The organism is Pusillimonas sp., from assembly GCF_044464525.1.
Classification (GTDB): domain Bacteria; phylum Pseudomonadota; class Gammaproteobacteria; order Burkholderiales; family Burkholderiaceae_B; genus Pusillimonas.
Genome location: NZ_JBIQLE010000004.1, coordinates 171684 through 188244 on the forward strand (window position 1 = coordinate 171684; position 16561 = coordinate 188244).

Annotated in this window: 14 protein-coding genes and 1 tRNA gene; 3 read left to right on the plus strand and 12 right to left on the minus strand. The window is 56.8% G+C overall.

All coding sequences use genetic code 11. The features are described 5' to 3' along the window. Positions 1-7: 7 nt before the first annotated feature. The 8 genes from ACIY1O_RS03915 to ACIY1O_RS03945 all read right to left on the minus strand — a co-directional run bounded on the left by ACIY1O_RS03915 (position 8) and on the right by ACIY1O_RS03945 (position 5181). Positions 8-280, minus strand: coding sequence for a hypothetical protein (locus ACIY1O_RS03915; protein ID WP_397473772.1), 273 nt, complete (start codon positions 278-280; stop codon positions 8-10). Further along, positions 280-675, minus strand: a complete 396-nt coding sequence (locus tag ACIY1O_RS03920; protein ID WP_397473773.1) for a hypothetical protein — start codon at positions 673-675, stop codon at positions 280-282. Before ACIY1O_RS03920 ends, ACIY1O_RS03915 begins: the two co-directional genes overlap by 1 nt. Further along, positions 656-889, minus strand: coding sequence for a hypothetical protein (locus ACIY1O_RS03925; protein WP_397473774.1), 234 nt, complete (start codon positions 887-889; stop codon positions 656-658). The genes ACIY1O_RS03920 and ACIY1O_RS03925 overlap by 20 nt, the downstream gene beginning before the upstream one ends. A gap of 740 nt (positions 890-1629) precedes the next feature. Continuing rightward, positions 1630-1899 carry a DUF8033 domain-containing protein gene (locus ACIY1O_RS17510; protein WP_487047367.1) on the minus strand — a complete coding sequence of 90 codons (270 nt, stop codon included), beginning with the start codon at positions 1897-1899 and terminating at the stop codon, positions 1630-1632. Between the two features lie 139 nt (positions 1900-2038). Continuing rightward, positions 2039-2686 (minus strand): DNA polymerase III subunit beta family protein, encoded by a 648-nt coding sequence (locus ACIY1O_RS03930; RefSeq protein ID WP_397473775.1) that lies wholly within the window; start codon positions 2684-2686, stop codon positions 2039-2041. Between the two features lie 125 nt (positions 2687-2811). After that, positions 2812-3063 (minus strand): hypothetical protein, encoded by a 252-nt coding sequence (locus ACIY1O_RS03935; protein ID WP_397473776.1) that lies wholly within the window; start codon positions 3061-3063, stop codon positions 2812-2814. A gap of 11 nt (positions 3064-3074) precedes the next feature. Beyond that, positions 3075-3383 (minus strand): hypothetical protein, encoded by a 309-nt coding sequence (locus tag ACIY1O_RS03940; RefSeq protein WP_397473777.1) that lies wholly within the window; start codon positions 3381-3383, stop codon positions 3075-3077. 1721 nt (positions 3384-5104) lie between these two features. Next, positions 5105-5181 (minus strand) — tRNA-Arg (locus tag ACIY1O_RS03945). A gap of 180 nt (positions 5182-5361) precedes the next feature. Between ACIY1O_RS03945 and ACIY1O_RS03950 the strand changes: the two genes are divergently transcribed. Further along, positions 5362-6750: a phospholipase A gene (locus ACIY1O_RS03950; RefSeq protein ID WP_397473778.1), complete on the plus strand. Its 1389-nt coding sequence runs from the start codon at positions 5362-5364 to the stop codon at positions 6748-6750. A gap of 59 nt (positions 6751-6809) precedes the next feature. Here ACIY1O_RS03950 and ACIY1O_RS03955 read toward each other — a convergent pair whose 3' ends face one another. After that, the gene (locus ACIY1O_RS03955) at positions 6810-9071 is read right to left on the minus strand and encodes a xanthine dehydrogenase family protein molybdopterin-binding subunit (protein WP_397473779.1); all 2262 of its coding nucleotides are present in this window, start codon (positions 9069-9071) and stop codon (positions 6810-6812) included. A gap of 298 nt (positions 9072-9369) precedes the next feature. Here ACIY1O_RS03955 and ACIY1O_RS03960 point away from each other — a divergent pair, with 298 nt between their 5' ends. Then, a complete protein-coding gene (locus ACIY1O_RS03960; protein ID WP_397473780.1) occupies positions 9370-9846 on the plus strand; it encodes a (2Fe-2S)-binding protein in 477 nt (158 codons plus the stop codon). Further along, entirely contained in the window at positions 9843-12788 is a 2946-nt protein-coding gene (locus tag ACIY1O_RS03965) for a c-type cytochrome (RefSeq protein WP_397473781.1), read from the plus strand. The genes ACIY1O_RS03960 and ACIY1O_RS03965 overlap by 4 nt, the downstream gene beginning before the upstream one ends. A 265-nt stretch (positions 12789-13053) precedes the next feature. Here the strand turns inward: ACIY1O_RS03965 and ACIY1O_RS03970 are convergent, their stop codons facing one another. From ACIY1O_RS03970 to ACIY1O_RS03980, 3 genes are read right to left on the minus strand one after another with little or no spacing between them, the layout of a single operon-like run. Beyond that, positions 13054-13803, minus strand: coding sequence for an ABC transporter ATP-binding protein (locus ACIY1O_RS03970; protein ID WP_397473782.1), 750 nt, complete (start codon positions 13801-13803; stop codon positions 13054-13056). Next, entirely contained in the window at positions 13800-14579 is a 780-nt protein-coding gene (locus tag ACIY1O_RS03975) for an ABC transporter ATP-binding protein (protein ID WP_397473783.1), read from the minus strand. The genes ACIY1O_RS03970 and ACIY1O_RS03975 overlap by 4 nt, the downstream gene beginning before the upstream one ends. Beyond that, positions 14576-16486 carry an ABC transporter permease gene (locus ACIY1O_RS03980; RefSeq protein ID WP_397473784.1) on the minus strand — a complete coding sequence of 637 codons (1911 nt, stop codon included), beginning with the start codon at positions 16484-16486 and terminating at the stop codon, positions 14576-14578. Before ACIY1O_RS03980 ends, ACIY1O_RS03975 begins: the two co-directional genes overlap by 4 nt. Positions 16487-16561 lie beyond the last annotated feature (75 nt).

The following is a 16561-nucleotide window of genomic DNA, read 5'->3' on the forward strand; positions in this document are numbered from 1 at the left end:
TTGATACTCACAGTGCGCCCCCGATCTGCTTGGCCTCCGCGATCGCTGCAAAGCGCACGGTATCCAGGTTGATCTTCTCGCGGTTGAACCGATCGACACTGCGCTCGAACTCTGCCACGGCAGAATCAGCGAGGGCGCGGGTCAGGTTCATGTCCTTGTGGGCACGCTTGACGCGGAGGTTCGCACCGGCCACGGCAGCACGCAGGCCGTGAATGTGAAGGCTCACCGCTACGCTGTAAACCTTACGGGTGATCCGGGTAATGAGTGAAGTCAGGTTCATCAGATGGCCTTTAGTGTCCTGGGTTGCGATTCAAAAACTTGTGGAGTTAAAACCAAGCGAACGATACGGAACTTATAGTTGTCGCCGTAACTGTTCAGCATGTCTTTTCGAGCTTCCTCCTCGGTGCTGTATAGGCCGGGATCGAGCCTCCATTCACCAGTCAACTGACTCAGGTATTGATACTTGTAGCCAATGACGCTCTCGCTGGCCGCTGGCTCAACTAGCTCAAAGCGATCAGTACAGAACCGCCGCCCCTCGCCCTCAAGTCCGATTGATGTGAGTTCAACATCGGTCACGACATACACCTTGTTCGGATCAACGTCGAAGATCATACTTACGTCACTCATGGCTCGATTTTTCTTCGCCCGGACTCGATCACCCTTCTTGAACGTCATACACTTTCTCCCATTCCTGTTTGTCCTGTAGAAGGCGTAGCTGTGCGCGCTTACGCTTGTTTGCCGCCATTGCGTATTTCAGTTGTTCCAAGTACTCGTCAGCCTGCTCAAGTGCTTGCTCTAGCTCCTGCTCTAGTACCTGAATGCGATGTGCCTGAATGCGGATGCACTCCGACGCGAGGCCCATCGTTACGCGGGTCAGTAAACCTGTCATGCCTGTACCTCTGCGCCGAAAGTGAACAAAGATTCGAGTCGCTTTAATTGTGTGTGTAGACGCGACTTACCCGGACGACGAACGAACAGCGACTCGGGTGCGTTCTCACAATGCGCTGCAATGACGCGACCATTCTTATCGCGGGTATAGGAGACGAGCGTATCCCCGCCCGCCGATAATTCCGGCAAGTTGTTTATGTCGAACATGGGAACCCCTACGCAGTCATACCTATAGCCTTAGAGAAGGCAAGGCGCATTTGATTGGTGCTGATGGCGTATGAACTGCGACGGGAGAGGATCGCCCGAGCGAATGCCCTGACATTACGGCAACGCTCGGGAAAACGATGAGGGGTCTTACGATTGTGCTTTCTGGTGGTCATTTTATGACTCCGTGGTGTGCCGTCGTACTACCGGCATGTTGATGAAAAGAAACTACGTAGAAACTACTGCCTTGCTACCTGAACCAACTCGACGGGACATTCGTTGATACCGCAAGTGTGCCCAGGAATCTTGGGTACCATCTACCCGATCCCTGCGATTTGCATTGCGTTTGTTACGTCTTTTTATTGTCACTATTTGAGCCTCCAAGTAATACACGCCCACGCCCGGAGGCGTGCGCGACCAGACGAGGCTATAGAGTCAAAGGTACGGGTAAGATGGCGAGAGTTCGCCAGGGGAGACGTAGGTTGTCTTTTTTTGCTAACTGTATAGATTCACAGTCAAAAAGACAACCCCTAAAGACTATGGTTTGTTGTTTCGTGTGACGAATGGACGTGAGGTAAACACCTCGTATATTTCTTCTTGAGGCACAGTGACATAATCTCTGCCCTTTAGCCAATCGGCTAACCGCCGTTCGCTAGTAGGCGTCAGGTCGGCATCAGTCGCCAGATAACCGCGACCTGGAACGAATGCGCCGATAGGCGACTCATAGCTGAAAAACAAGCGGGTACCATCCGCGTATTCGAGGATTACAGGATCGGCTTTGCCGTCTCGTATTCTTATTAACCTCATGTGGTGTTGCTCCTGATAGTGGTGCTTTCGCACTGCGCTATGCTAACAGGTTAATTACCATAGGAGCCCAGCTCAGTGCGCCCCTGTGGTAAGTATCCTGCTGCCCGTATTTACCGGGCAGTGCCATGTTGAACATTAGTTATGCGGGAACCTCTGCCCCGATACGGTTTTTGGCCCATGAGTGCCAAGTGCTCCACTCACATTTAGCCCGTATCGGCATGATGGCCCCTACAAAATTGCCGCCCTTTACCACAGCGGACTCTATCCGGGCCGCTAACCCGTCGCCTGCATGTACCAAGCGGTAAGCCATCCAGCCCGCCTTAGATTCGGTCCAAATTTGTATGGCCTTACCTACTCGACTAAGTAGAACGTCATTGTACTGTGTGGGTCCTACTGGGACGCCCCCATCATGTGTTGGAATGACCCGTTGGTATTCAGGAAATTTCCCATCAACGGGTTTGAACAGCGTAGGTACCGCCGAAACGTAAAATTGCCAGAGTCCTTCGTCTACGGGTGTTAGGCTGATAATCCGCCCTTTCATTTGCTTTGCGGTTAGCTTGATTCCCTGTATCACGTCGTACGGGATAATCAGCTCGACGGTGCCGTCAACGTCGTTTTCGTGGTCCTCCCGGAACGCGCCCAATATGTGCCCGTCAGTCCCTACAATACGCGTTTCGTCCGCGCTTGCTTGAACCAATACCCCGTTCAGGTAATAGCGAATGTCCTTCTTAGCCGCGAACTCTACAGCGGCTTTCAGTGCTTTAACAGATACATTAATTGTAGTCATGGTAGTTATCCTCTATAGGAAACGTGTTGTAGGCCCCTAGCGGACCTGAAAAGTGGTACATCAGGAAAGCGTACCCTTACGCCGATACGCTTTGCTGATGGCCCCGACCAATTCGGGGCACTAGGTTAATTCCAAATACTCTCCGTGTAAGGTTTTGCTAGGTACAGATAGCACTGCTCCATGCTGACGTGCTGGAGTTCATCCCATAGGCGCTGTGCTTCGCCGATAAACTCCGCTGCTTCGTCCCCCTGCAGGAAAATTTCATCCAAGAAATTTTGACAATCTTGAATTGATACCGTCTCATAGGCTGTATCCACGACAACGAGAACGTCGCTCATGGATTCCGCGTCCCGGCGCACGATGTCGATTAACTCCATGTCCACCTCCCCTATCGACACGCCCACAATTCAGACAGGGCATCGTCAAGCCCCATTGAATCCTTGTACGTGGCCGTAGCCCTGTCAGACCACCAGTAACCCTCTACGGTCCCGGTCCTGGTATTGATCCAGATATTAGGACCACCATAAGCAACCAGTATTCGAGCGCCTAGGTACTCGCCGTTCTTGTTTACGACGTACTCAATATCCAGAACATCGCCTAAGTAAGCGAATGCGTCGATACTGTTCCCGTCGTCGTCTTCCATTCCCTTGGTCAAGTCATGGGCGATCTGGTCAACATATTTTTGAAGGTCTGACATGGCTGTAACTCCTTACAGTGCGTTGCGGGCCTGTACTGCACCCAGTATTAAGCCTATAATTTCTTGATAGGCATGCGATAATAGGGTTATTGTTAACCCTGAATAAGCAAAGACACTCTTAGGCGCGATTACAGCCCGTCTGTGCGGTTTATTCGACCTGCCCTAGGTACAGATATACCTAGATAAATGTCTTTGCTTATGGGCCCTGTATTGTCGTTAGACGCAACAAGGCCCTAAGCCAATACGGAAAGATTCCGTTTTTCGATGCATGGTGGCACCGACTACTTGCGCTTGCTACAGATACAGCTTGCCCATTGCAAACCATAGCGTAGTGCTACGTTCGTACCAATAGATACCAGTTTGTTAAAGAGCGAGTACTGCTAAAGCCTCGAAGGGCGTAAAAAGTGAAGTTATACCGGGTAAGTTTTCCCTCGGTAACGCTTGCACGATGCGGTATTTGTCATACCTGCTTCCGTAATACTTTTCGACTAACCGAACTAGTCTCTATCACTAAGTTCTTGTCGGCCAGTATTGCGATTTATAGTCATCTTTTTCTACTTGCTGGACTCTTGCCCTAGGCGTTCGTCTGTTCTGACTATGTGGTGTTAGGGACGTTGCCATCAGTTGCTAATCACCTTGGAACGGCACTATACGCCTCTTTTTTGTATTTGTCAAGCACTATTTGCCCCATCGGTACAAAAGCACTAGTACACCCAGGACCGGAACCACCACAAACCAGAATTTAGCCATGAGTTCTGCTACCCAGTCCGGCAATTGTCTATTACCCATCTTGCGGTTCATCATCTGACCCGATAACTGTAGCCATGTATATATTCTTGCGCCCTCTTTAGGGCCTGCTGTGGTCCTATAAAGTTCTTATAGTATATGTATCCGATACCTGCTAGAGCAGCTAGAACCAGTGTAATGATTAGTGTTCGTCTTGTATTCACTTGTTCAGACCTCCATACGTTCTAATAGATTATCCGATCCGATCCGTTCTGTGTACTACCTGATGTGGTGTGGCCGTGCTGTAGTGTGTGTCTTGTTCTCACAGCTTGCCTGTGGCTGTGGTGTGTAGTACTGGTATGTAGTGTGTGTGGTGTCCAGCTACCTGCTGGCTCCTGGCATCCTTCGGGTGCGTTAACAGATTTTTGTAGTCTGGCTGTGTGGTGTGTCATGGTGGGTGCCAATTCAGTTCCCAGCGCGTGAGGCGGTAAATTCCGAGCAAAATAAAAGATAGATACCCCTCACGCTTGCGCATGCAATCATAGGCACCCAATAATCGGCTAGGCTTGCAAACCCCTCCGCAATACCTGACAATTAGCAAACAAGCCAACATGCCGTTTAAACGCGATTACAGGCTCTCTATGACGTTTGCGTGTCTTGCCCAGGTGAGTACCTACCTAATCCCCTAAAAGTGCAAGAAACGGCCGGATTGACCGCATAACTGGTCTTATGTCAACTGTATGGACTTGCCGATAGTGCAGGTACCCAGGGCAGCAAACAGACCGGATCAGGTCACTTTCCCCGCGTTACCCCCTCCCCCTCAAGCAGGCCCCCTATGGGGGAAATCCGGGCGGGCGCACGGGGCGCAGGGGCCACAAATAATCGCAGCGGATTTCGGTCCGAACTGAGCACACTCTGAGCACAGTGAGTCCAAGGTGAGCACACTAAGCGCGATGTGTACCGGAACAATAACCCATTGATTTTCAAAGAGTTATTGGCGCGTCAGGAGGGTCTCGAACCCCCGACCTCAGGCTTAGAAGGCCCGTGCTCTATCCAACTGAGCTACTGACGCATCGGTATGGCGACCCGCATTTTAACGTGTATGTGCAAAGAGGGAGAAACATCTTCAAAATACGGTCGGAAACGGAAAATCAAACATCCAGGCAAAAACAATATTTACACGCGGTAGCGACTACTTCCCGGCAAGGTGCTACAGTTTCCGGCTGTACGTATTGGACCGCGCTCACCACCCATGAACTCCCGCTCACACCATAAGACTGCCGGCAAATTCAATCTGCACGCTGCTCAAGACAAATACGGCCTTAACCGGTGCCGCCAGGCCCCGTCAATCGCCTCCGCATTGATCGGCCTTGCCCTGCTCGCTACCCTATGGGCAAGTCCCGCCGCCGCGGGCATCACTTATCAGCTCGACACAGCCCAGGCCTCGCCCGGCGAAACCGTTCGCATCAAGGGCATGCTGTTCAACGATACAGACAGTGAGATGGCCTGGACGCCACGCCAGAACCTGGTGCTGCAATGGCGCAATGAACAAGGCAAGGTCATACGCACACTCGCCTATCTTGAGACGCCGGCGCAGCAGGTAAGCCTGCCAGTCAACAATTTCGCGGGTTTCTCGTGGAAAGCCGTGGTTCCCACCGAAGCCAGGGGCTTGCAAGCCGTCAATATAGAAGGCGAACCCGTGTTGCTGGCCTTGGATACCAGTTCGCTGCAGGAAAGCCCGCTAACCGGCACGCCCGCAATCACACCAGTGGTGGACGCCGGTGCGGCCGCACCGGGTGAGCAAAGTGACCCCATACTTCCAGACGGCGTAGTTGCCGCAGCCGGAGCCAACACAGCCCAAGGCCCCCGTCCGCCGGCCACGGCGACAGTGGCCGCTGCAGATTCGACTTCGGCAGCGTTCGAGAACTTCCGTAACTCCATCTCAACCTATGAACCCATTTACTTTGACGTGGGGCAAAAAGACGGCGCCAATGCGCGCTTCCAGTTGAGCTTCAAATACCGTTTGTTCACACCCGATGATCCGGCCCGAGCGGGATTCCTCGATCACTTCTACTTGGGCTACACCCAATTGGCGCTGTGGGATCTTGACGGCGCCTCCAAGCCCTTTGTAGACGTTACCTACAACCCAAGCCTGTTCTGGCAGAAAGACCGCATCTGGAGCCCAACCGAACACAGCCCCTTTTACCTGGGTCTTTCCACCGGGGTCGAACACAAGTCCAATGGGCGAAGCGGACCCGAGTCGCGTTCGGTCAACGATGTGTTCATCCAGCCCGAATTTCGCTATCGGTTCGACGGTGGCAGCACGCTGGCATTTACACCCCGGGTCAAGGCGTATTTCGGCAAGCCCGACAACGACGATTATGCGCACTACGCTGGCCATGTCGACTGGAAACTGCGCTGGGCGCAAGACAATGGCCTGGTCCTTACAGGCTTGTATCGCCAGGGTACGGAAGGTCGCAATGCAATGCAATTCGAGGCCGCCTGGCCTTTGCGGCGCACATTCTTGAACATGAACGGCTATTTGCACGTACAGTATTTCAGGGGGTATGGAGAAACCCTGGTGGGCTACAACCAGAAAAGCCCCGGGCAAGTACGGCTTGGCCTGGCGCTGGTGCCTTGAGCACTGTTGGGCCAATAAGCGCGTCTAATCACCCAAACTGTCCAAATTGCCCAAACCGATCAGGTCAAGGCTTCGGCGACCTCAGGCTCTTCAAGCGCCCGCAGCACCTTGTCAGGCGTAAAAGGCGCGCTGCGAAACCGCCGGCCCGTGGCGTCGAACAAGGCATTGGCAATGGCTGCCGGCGCCGGCACCGACGACGATTCACCGGCCCCCATGGGGGGCTCGTCTTGACGGTCAAGCAGCAGTACTTCGATGGGCGGAATATCCGTAAACGGCATGATGGGGTACGCGCCCCACTCTAGATCAACCACACCCTTGGCGTTGAAAGCCACCTCTTCTTTGAGGCTGCGGCTAAGCATCTGGATGATGTTGCCGTGAATCTGATGACGGACCCCGTCTGGGTTGACCACCATGCCGGTGTCTTGGCCCACCACGACACGGGTAACCGTAACCCGTCCGCTGGCGGCGTGTACTGAAACATCCACGATCCATGCGTTCCATGCGGCGCCAAAACCCGGAAACCGGCTGTGCGTATATCGGGCATATGCCACGCCGCGCCCATGCAACATGCCGTTTTCATCCAGCCGACCGCGCGAACCCTGGTGGCCCATTTGCCAACCTGCATGGCGTGCCGTCTCGGCCAGCACATCTTGCGCGCGCTGCTCGTTTAGATGCTTCAAGCGGAACTCGACAGGGTCGCGGCCCGCCTCGACCGCCAGCTCATCAATGAACGAGTCGTGTGCAAACGAATTGGGCAACGCCGACACGCCGCGCAACCACGCCGAGCGCACAAAGGCGGCCATGTCATGACAAGCAATATGCATGTTGGGATAACGATAGGGCGGCACGGAAGTGCGGTCGCCCATCTCGAGCATGCGGGGCTCGGCGCTGGTGAAGCCGGTAAGCAGCAAGGCCAGCGTAGGCGCGTCGTTGGACGGATAGCGTGTCAGGAAATCGTAAGAGCGCAAGTTTCCGTGTGCGTCCAAGCCGCCGGTGATATCCATGACCTGGGCCGCGCCCTTGGGTTCCCAACCATGCTCTTGCTCGCGGCTAAGCTGTACCCGCACGGGGCGCCCGATGGCGCGCGATACCAGCGCAGCGTCGGCGCCGACATCATCGGCGCAGTTGCGGCCGTAGCAGCCGGAAGCTTCCATGCGGATGATTTCGATCTCGCCCTCGTCAAGCTCAAGCAAGCGGCCAAGCTCGACACGCAACATATGCGGGTTCTGGCTTCCAGACCACACCCGCACGTGGCCCGCACGATAATCGGCCACCGAGCACGAAGGCCCTACTGAAGCATGCATCTGGAATGGCCACACATAGCTGCGGCTCAGCATCGCGCCGACGGCCGTTTCGGCACCCACCTTTTCTTGCTCGAGCAGAACACGCTCTTGGTATGGCTGAGCGCGCACGGCGGCTTCAAGGTCGGCCAGATCGATCAGGTCGGGAGGCTGCTTCCAGACCACTTTCAAGGCCTTGGCCGCCTTGATGGCGTGCTCTTCGCGCTGAGCGGCAACCGCAACGAAATCGCCAATGGCCACGACGCGGATATCAGGCGCAATATGCTGGACTGAAGACTCGTCGATGGAAATCAGGCTGTTTCCGACGAAATCGCCGCTGTCACGGCCCACATAAGGTGGACGAACCACTCGTGCGTGCCACATGCCGGGTACGCGCACGTCGTGCACATAAATAAGCCGGCCTGTCACCTTCGCGGGAATGTCGACTCGGGGAATGGGCTTGCCGATCAGCTTATAAGCAGCAGCGGGTTTTATGGGAACTTGAGGGTCGATCTCGAGGCGTATCTGATCACCGTGAAGCAACGTCCAATAAGTGGTTGACCTTGCATCGGGCGCAGTGACGACGCCGTTATTCACCGTGAGCGTATTGGGGCTAGTCGCCCACTGAGCTGCGGCACGCTCAAGCAGGTGGCGCTTGGCCTGGGCCGCAGCCTGGCGCAGTGGTACGGCGGATATCTGCACCGTGGCGCTTGCAATGGTGGGCCCCTGATTTGGAGTGGCCGAAGTGTGGCCCAACACCATTTCAACGCAGTCGAAATTCACTTCGAGCTCTTCGGCCACGATCTGGGCCAAGGCGGTGCGTATACCAGTGCCCAGGTCGACGTGGCCGTTGAAGGCCAAAACTCGCCCTTCGGGCAACAATGCAATGAAAATATCGTCGTAGGGCTGGACGTAGTCGGACGCAATGCCCGGCTGTCTAGGCGGCGGCTTTGCCACCTTGCCCGGCGCGCGCGTTATCAGCAAAGTATCCGGGCGGCCAAACAAGGCCTGGAGCTGTTCTTTGGGCTGGGCGAACGACATGGGCAACACCCTGTATGGAAAAGGAACGACGGCGCGCAGGGCGGAACTGAGCCGGTTATTCAACGCACACGTTAGATTTCCACAGTACTCCAATATGGGCTGAAAATAAAGATTCAACCCCGTTCCTTATTCTGAAGCCAAGGGTAAACCCCTACCCCGGCATAAAGTTTTACAGTCCAAGCGCTTGGACCGCTTAAACCTTGCTCTCAGTTGAAGAACAAGCGCTTTACCTAAAAAGTTAACGCGCATACACTTTAATAGAAGCGGCAACCCACGTGTATTTGAACAGAACAAGAGCATGAATCGCCGAACCCAGACTTTCTCCCTTTTCGTCAACGGCCAGACACATTCGATCGAGGTCGAACCAGACACGCCGTTGCTTTATATACTGCGCAACGATCTTGAGTTGAACGGCCCCAAGTTTGGCTGCGGCCTGGGCGAATGCGGGGCCTGTACGGTATTGGTTGACGGCGTCGCCGCGCGCTCATGTGTCATACCGATCAAAGGGGTGGCGGGCCATCAAGTCACCACGCTAGAAGGCTTGGGAACCCCAGACAAACCCGCCCCCATTCAACAGGCTTTCATTGACCAGCAAGCCGCACAATGCGGTTATTGCATCAATGGCATGATCATGACCTTGCAGGCCCTGCTCAACCGACAACCACACCCCACCGAACAGCAGATTCGCAACGAGCTCAAGTTCAACCTGTGCCGTTGCGGCACACATGTGGAAATCATGGCGGCCGCCCTGCAGGCGGCGCACTCCGACTCATGAGGGCGCCGGTATCAGGCCCTTGCCAAAGCGCTCCATCGCTTGCCGGTTCGGGCAGCGTCGCGCCCCCACCCGCGGGCCATGTGCTACATGCTGTCACCTTGCGTCCTCCTGCCCTCGGCTGGAACGGTATTGTCTATACTGGCGCCCGCCTCAACCACCTGGATGCAGAACCGGCACAAAGCCTGCCCGGTGTTATTCGCGTGGTGGTGCAAAACGATTTTATCGGCGTGGTCGCCTCGCAACATGCGCAAGCATTGCAAGGCCGATCCCGCCTGCATCCCAGCTGGGCCACGCCTGTTTCGCCAACTGATGCGTCGCAGCCACAGACAGTGTCCAGGCCCCGGCTGTCCGGACCCAGCGCAGCAAGCACGCAAACCACCCCAACGGCCAGCGGCCACGCACAACTCGCCCATACTTATACCTGGCCTGCTTCACGGCAGCAGGCTTTAGCATGGGCTGTTGCCCACCGCTTAGGCCAAACGCTCGTCGTCTGGACCTGTACGCGCCACCCCGACGCGCTGCGTCGCGAACTGGCGCAACTATGCAGCTTGCCCGAAGAGTCCGTCAACGTCATCGCCAACGGACAAACAGATGCGGAAGGCTACGACGTGGCGGCGGACGCCGCCGTGCTTGCGTGCTTTTGCGATCGACCGGTACGCGTCCAACAAGAACTCGATACTTTCAGCGCGAACGCTGTTCATATTGACGTCTCGGCAAACATAAGCCGCTCCAGACAAGCGCACGACACAACAAAACCGTCCGGGCAGGCCCCCGAACCACGTCATGCCAACAGCGGCGCGCCCTCGTTGTCGCTCTCTGATCTTGTCGTATCGTCTTCTGTCGCACCGGCGTATCGGCCCTCGATCGCAGCTTTGCTTTGCGGGTTTGAAACTCGTCACTCTCCTGAGCAAGTCGTGCGTATCGACGACTATGCGGTGCAAGCGCGCTTTGAACATGACCCCGATGGCCCCGGGCTCGACGCCGGCACACTGGGTCTGCCGGCAGCTGCTCAGGTATTCGCACACGAGTCGTTCATTGATGAGGCCTGCGCACTACACGGGCAAGATCCCGTGCAGACGCGCTTGGACCTCATCCAGGACCCCACCGGCCGAGAATTGGTCGCCTCGGTTGCAGCGCGGGCCAATTGGCAGCGTCAAGCCGAAAGGGTCGAGCAGCAAGCCCATGAAGGCCGCGGCTTCGCCTACGCACACGTCATCGATCAGTCCCAGCAGCCTCCTCGGGAAGTCTGGTCCGCCTGGGTGGCTGATATCCGTGTCGATCCTGCCACAGGCGCCATTGACCTTACCGGGCTGACGGTCGGGCACAATACCGCTACAGCAGAATCTTCCGCCGCACCCCAAATTGAGGCGGACATACGCAAGGCTGCTTCGCACTGGCTGCAACAGGCTGCGGGCCACGACGCTTGGGCAACACCCGAAACCGGTTTCCCGCTTGCCCAAGCTGCCACCGAAGTGCAACTGGTGCAAATCGGACCGGTGGGTTTGGCCTGGAGCCACGAAGCGGAATTGCCCGCCGCCGCAGCCATCGCCAACGCCATCCATGACGCGACCGGGATACGGCTTCGGCAGCCGCCCTTCAATGCCGAAAATCTGAAACAACGGCTTGGGCTCGAAGGCAAGAACCGACGCAGCAAACGAACCGCATACGCTTTGCTGGGCGGCATGGCGGCCGCCGTGGGCAGCATGCTCGTGGCTGCCATGCCGTGGCGCGCGGCCATTGCGCCTGTAGCGAATGTGGACACCTCCATCTATTCTGCGGCAGCCATTGAACGCGGCCGTCTCGTCGCGGCTGCCGGAGATTGCCTCGTGTGCCACACGGCCGAAGGCGGCGCTCCAAACGCCGGGGGCCTGGGGCTGGACACGCCATTTGGCAAGATATACACCACCAACATTACACCCGACAAGGAAACCGGTATCGGCGCCTGGTCTTACGCGGCATTTGAGCGCGCAATGCGCCAGGGCATACATCGCGATGGGCGGCACTTATACCCGGCCTTTCCGTACACTGCGTTCGCCAAGATATCGGATGCCGACATGCAGTCGCTGTACGCTTATCTAATGACGCAAGAGCCGGTAAGGAACCAGGTCGAACCCACCAAGCTGCCGTTTCCGTATAACGCGCGTCCATTGCTGGCAGGGTGGAATGTGCTCTTCCACAAGAACGAGGTCTACCAGCCCGACCCTTCGCAAACGACATTGTGGAACCGCGGCGCATATCTGGTGCAAGGGCTGGGTCACTGCGCGGCATGCCACTCTCCACGCAATGCGCTGGGCGCTGAAAGAACGGGCGAGCATTTTCTGGCAGGTGGGTTCGCAGAAGGTTGGGAAGCCCCTGCGCTTAATGCGCTATCGAAGGCCCCTATCCCCTGGACGGAAGAAGAGCTCTACCGTTACCTGCGTACCGGCTACTCGCCTTTACACGGAGTGGCTTCGGGGCCGATGGCACCTGTAGTGCAAAGCATGGCCGAGCTGCCCAACCAGGACGTGCGCGCCGTTGCGCATTATCTGGGCACCCTGGCGGCGCAGCCCGCCACCGACGTCGCTCCGGCGCTGCAAGCGGCCCGCCTGGAAGAGCAAAGCCGCAACGATCAGCGTGTGCTGTCGCTGGCCGGCGAGAACCTGTTCCAGGGCGCCTGCGCGGTCTGCCATGATGCGCGCGAAGGCCCTCCTTTGTTTGGCTCACGGCCTTCGCTGGCGCTTAATACGAATCTGCATAGCGAACATCCCGATAATGCCATCCAGATATTGCTGCATGGCATCGATAATCCGGCAATGGCCGAGCTAGGGTATATGCCGGGGTTTGCAGACAGCATGAATGATGAGCAGTTGGTGACCCTGCTCGAGTATTTGCGCATGAGGTTCGCACCGGATGAGCCGGCTTGGGAAGGGCTGACAGAGAAAGTGCGAGATTTACGCGAGTAGACGGCGTGGTTTCTAAGCCGCCAGGCTGGGGCATATAGCTAAAATTTGTGCGTTCGTCAGCACCCGGCGTATGCCGAACGCACAAATTTTAGCTATATGCCCCAGCCTGGCTCTGATTATCTTAAATTGGCGCGTACCACTTTAAGTATGGACATGCAGCGCCCTTCATGTGCTTGGATGTGAATTCCCGCGTGAGTGAAGGCATATTCTTAAAGCGCTACAACTTACTCAATTAACAAGGGGCTGGCCACAAAGCGATCCGCTCTTACACGGTCAGATAAGCCCGCCGAACTTCTTCGTTTTCTGCCAGCTCTTGCATCGACCCCTGGTAGCGGATCTGGCCTTTTTCGAGCACATACACCCGATCTGAAACGAGTTCAGCAAAGTGCACGTTCTGCTCCGACAATAGGATGCTGACCCCCTGCTCTTTGAGAGCCACGATCATCGCAGCCATCTGCTCGACAATCACAGGCGCCACCCCCTCGGACGGCTCGTCGAGCAGCACCAGGAACGGATTGCCCATCAAAGTGCGCGCCACCGTCAGCATCTGCTGCTCGCCCCCGCTCATGTAGCCGCCCGGCCTATCTTGCATGGCACCCAGATTGGGAAAAAGCTGGTACAGCTCCTGGGGTGTCCAGGTCGGCGCCGACGTGCCGTCGGGCCATTTGCGCGCGGGCTGGCGCCCCACTTCGAGGTTCTCGGTAACAGTAAGATCGGTGAACACGCGCCGGTCTTCGGGAACAAAGCCCAGGCCTGATCGGGCGATTTCGAAGGGCTGCTGCCCCGTTACCCGCTGACCCATGAAAGCGACATCGCCCTTCCATTTGGCCATCAGCCCCATGATCGACTTGAACGTGGTTGATTTGCCCGCGCCGTTGCGTCCCATCAGCGCCACAACCTCGCCCCGCCCAACATTGAGGCTTACGTCGAACAATATATGCGCCGCACCATACCAAGCGTTAAGCCCGGATACTTCGAGCAAGGGCTGATTAATCGTGTTGCCGGTGTGATTCATGTCGTTGCCTGTGCAGTCTGTTTCTTCTCGAAGGTTTTCCCTGTGCCGAAATAAACCTCCTGCACCTTCGGGTGGTTGCGAATGTGATTGGCATCGCCCTCGGCGATCAGCTTGCCGCGCGCCAGCACGATCATGCGATCGGCATAAGCGAACACGACGTCCATGCTGTGCTCGGTGAACAATACCGCCATATTGCGCTGTTCAACCAGCTGCTTAGTAAGCGCCATGAGGTCGTTGCGTTCTCTGGGCGCCATGCCGGCGGTGGGCTCATCCATTAGCAATAACTTGGGGTCGTTGGCCAGGCCCATGGCAAGTTCCACCCTTTTGACGTCGCCGTAGGCCAGCTCGCTGCAGGGGCGGTCGGCCTGAGAGGCCATGCCCACTTGAGATAGCAGCTCGAGCGCCTCGTCGCGATACTGCTTTGCCGCAACTGAAAGAAAGGAATAGATTCTTCGGTGATGCGAGAGCAAGGCCATCTGCACGTTTTCGACCACGGTCAGCGAGGCGAAGGTTGCCGCGATCTGGAAAGTGCGGCCCACCCCCATATGTGCGATCTTGCGCGGCGCCAGGCCGATAAGCTCGGTGCCTTGCAGCCGCACAGAACCCGCAGTGGCCGGCAACTGACCGTTCACCATGTTGAAGGTGGTCGTTTTTCCGGCTCCGTTCGGGCCTATGAGGGCGAGCAGTTCGCCTTGGTGGAGATCGAAGCTGATGTCGTCTACAGCCAGGTTGCCACCAAATTTCTTGGAAAGATTTTTAACTTCGAGCAGGCTCATGCCGCTTTCTCCTTGACCTTCAGGCGGCTGGTTTCAAAGCCTTCGAAGACTTGCCTGATATACCCGGCGATGCCCTGCGGGAAGGCCAGTACGAGAATCAAAATGACTCCGCCGAACATGGCGTGCCAATACTCGGTGGCGCCCAGGAAGTAATCCTGGAGCACCTTGAAGGTGGCCGCGCCCACTATCGGCCCGATTAGGGTTTGCACCCCGCCCAGCAGCACCATTACCAAACCATCGACCGATTTGCTGATGGAAATGACTTCGGGTGCCGCGCTGCCTTTGGAAAACACGAACAGAGCGCCCGCAAGGCCGGCAAACACGCCCGAAACCACAAATGTGATCCATTGCACGCGCTTGACGTTGATGCCGACGGCGTCTGCCCTAAGGCCGGAATCACGGCACGATCGCATGGCGTAGCCGAATGGCGAGAACAAGATTCGCCGTAACAGCAACGCCGCTGCGAACACGACTGCCAAGGCGAAGTAGTAAAACGTATCGCCTTCGAGCCAGGACGGAGGCCATATGCCAATAAGCCCGTTCGAGCCGCCGGTGAAGTTGTCCCACTGGAACACAATCGACCAGACGATCTGCGCAAAGGCCAGTGTAAGCATGGCCAGATAAACACCCGAGAGCCGAATGCAAAACCACCCGAAGACCAGGGCGCCGATACCTGCAATGATGGGTGCCGTGGCAATCGCCCATCCCATCGAAAACGCCGCCTCTCGGAACAATAGGGCAGCACCGTACGCACCCAGGCCGTAATACGCCGCATGACCGAACGAGTTCATGCCGCCCGGCCCCATCATGAAGTGCAAGCTAAGGGCGAACAGGGCCGCGATGATGATGTCGAGCATCAGCACCGGCGCGTACGGATACCAGTCGGACAGCAAGGGAATGATGATCAGGCCGGCCATCAGCACGGCTATGAACGCCTTGAACGGCATCGTTGAGCGACGCAGGGGCGCTTCGATGGGCGCCGAGTTTCGACTGTGTCCTTGCGGCTTTCCGAACAGCCCCCACGGCCGGAAGATAAGTACGATGGCCATGAAGATGAACTCAACCACCAGCGTCAGTTTCGGAAAGGCGAAGCTGACGCCGCCGACGGTGACGGTGCCCAGCGCAATGCACAACGCCTTGAGCTCGGCAATAAGCAGGGCGGCGATATACGCACCCGGAATGGAGCCCATACCACCCACGACAACGATGACGAAGGCGTCTCCGATTACGCTGATGTCCAGCGTAAGGTTGGCCGGCACACGAGGAATCTGCACCGCGCCGCCCAGGCCGGCCAAAAAGGCGCCCAAAGCGAACACGCCGGTGAAGAGCCAGGCCTGGTTAACGCCCAAAGCGCCCAGCATCTCGCGGTCTTGCGTGGCCGCCCGAACCAACGTGCCCCAGCGGGTACGCGTCAGAAGCAGCCACAACAGGCCCAGCACGAGTGGGCCGATGAAGATAAGAACCAGGTCATACCAGGGGAAGTAGCGGCCCAGGATCATAAAAGACCCATTAAGCCCCGGAGCCAGCGGCCCGAGCAGGTCTTCTGGACCCCACAGCCACAGGGCCGCATCATTGAAGATAAGCACCAGTGCGAAAGTGGCCAGCAACTGGAAGAGCTCAGGCGCTCGATAAATACGCCGCAGCAGAATGATTTCGATGGCCGCGCCCAGCGCGCCGATGAGCAGCGCCGCGGCTATGAGGCCGGCCCAGAAGCCCAAGGGCGTCTGTCCGACGGACTGAACCAGCGTATACGCAACATACAGCCCAAGCATGTAGAGTGAGCCATGCGCAAAGTTGACGATGCGGGTTACGCCGAAAATCAGCGACAGGCCCGCGGCAACCAGAAACAGAGACGATGCTTCAGCCAGCCCATTAAGGAGCTGAACAATTAAACCCGACAAATCCATTGCTCTTCATACCCTTGGTTGAAGATGCGCGCCGCCGTGCGCGGCGCGCTTGAACTACGTCATGCCATCAGTTGG

Excerpts from the sequence above, each read along its gene's own strand:
- ACIY1O_RS03915 (WP_397473772.1), bottom strand. The coding sequence starts at position 280 with ATGAACCTGACTTCACTCATTACCCGGATCACCCGTAAGGTTTACAGC.
- ACIY1O_RS03920 (WP_397473773.1), bottom strand. The coding sequence starts at position 675 with ATGACGTTCAAGAAGGGTGATCGAGTCCGGGCGAAGAAAAATCGAGCC.
- ACIY1O_RS03925 (WP_397473774.1), bottom strand. The coding sequence starts at position 889 with ATGACAGGTTTACTGACCCGCGTAACGATGGGCCTCGCGTCGGAGTGC.
- ACIY1O_RS17510 (WP_487047367.1), bottom strand. The coding sequence starts at position 1,899 with ATGAGGTTAATAAGAATACGAGACGGCAAAGCCGATCCTGTAATCCTC.
- ACIY1O_RS03930 (WP_397473775.1), bottom strand. The coding sequence starts at position 2,686 with ATGACTACAATTAATGTATCTGTTAAAGCACTGAAAGCCGCTGTAGAG.
- ACIY1O_RS03935 (WP_397473776.1), bottom strand. The coding sequence starts at position 3,063 with ATGGAGTTAATCGACATCGTGCGCCGGGACGCGGAATCCATGAGCGAC.
- ACIY1O_RS03940 (WP_397473777.1), bottom strand. The coding sequence starts at position 3,383 with ATGTCAGACCTTCAAAAATATGTTGACCAGATCGCCCATGACTTGACC.
- ACIY1O_RS03950 (WP_397473778.1), top strand. The coding sequence starts at position 5,362 with ATGAACTCCCGCTCACACCATAAGACTGCCGGCAAATTCAATCTGCAC.
- ACIY1O_RS03955 (WP_397473779.1), bottom strand. The coding sequence starts at position 9,071 with ATGTCGTTCGCCCAGCCCAAAGAACAGCTCCAGGCCTTGTTTGGCCGC.
- ACIY1O_RS03960 (WP_397473780.1), top strand. The coding sequence starts at position 9,370 with ATGAATCGCCGAACCCAGACTTTCTCCCTTTTCGTCAACGGCCAGACA.
- ACIY1O_RS03965 (WP_397473781.1), top strand. The coding sequence starts at position 9,843 with ATGAGGGCGCCGGTATCAGGCCCTTGCCAAAGCGCTCCATCGCTTGCC.
- ACIY1O_RS03970 (WP_397473782.1), bottom strand. The coding sequence starts at position 13,803 with ATGAATCACACCGGCAACACGATTAATCAGCCCTTGCTCGAAGTATCC.
- ACIY1O_RS03975 (WP_397473783.1), bottom strand. The coding sequence starts at position 14,579 with ATGAGCCTGCTCGAAGTTAAAAATCTTTCCAAGAAATTTGGTGGCAAC.
- ACIY1O_RS03980 (WP_397473784.1), bottom strand. The coding sequence starts at position 16,486 with ATGGATTTGTCGGGTTTAATTGTTCAGCTCCTTAATGGGCTGGCTGAA.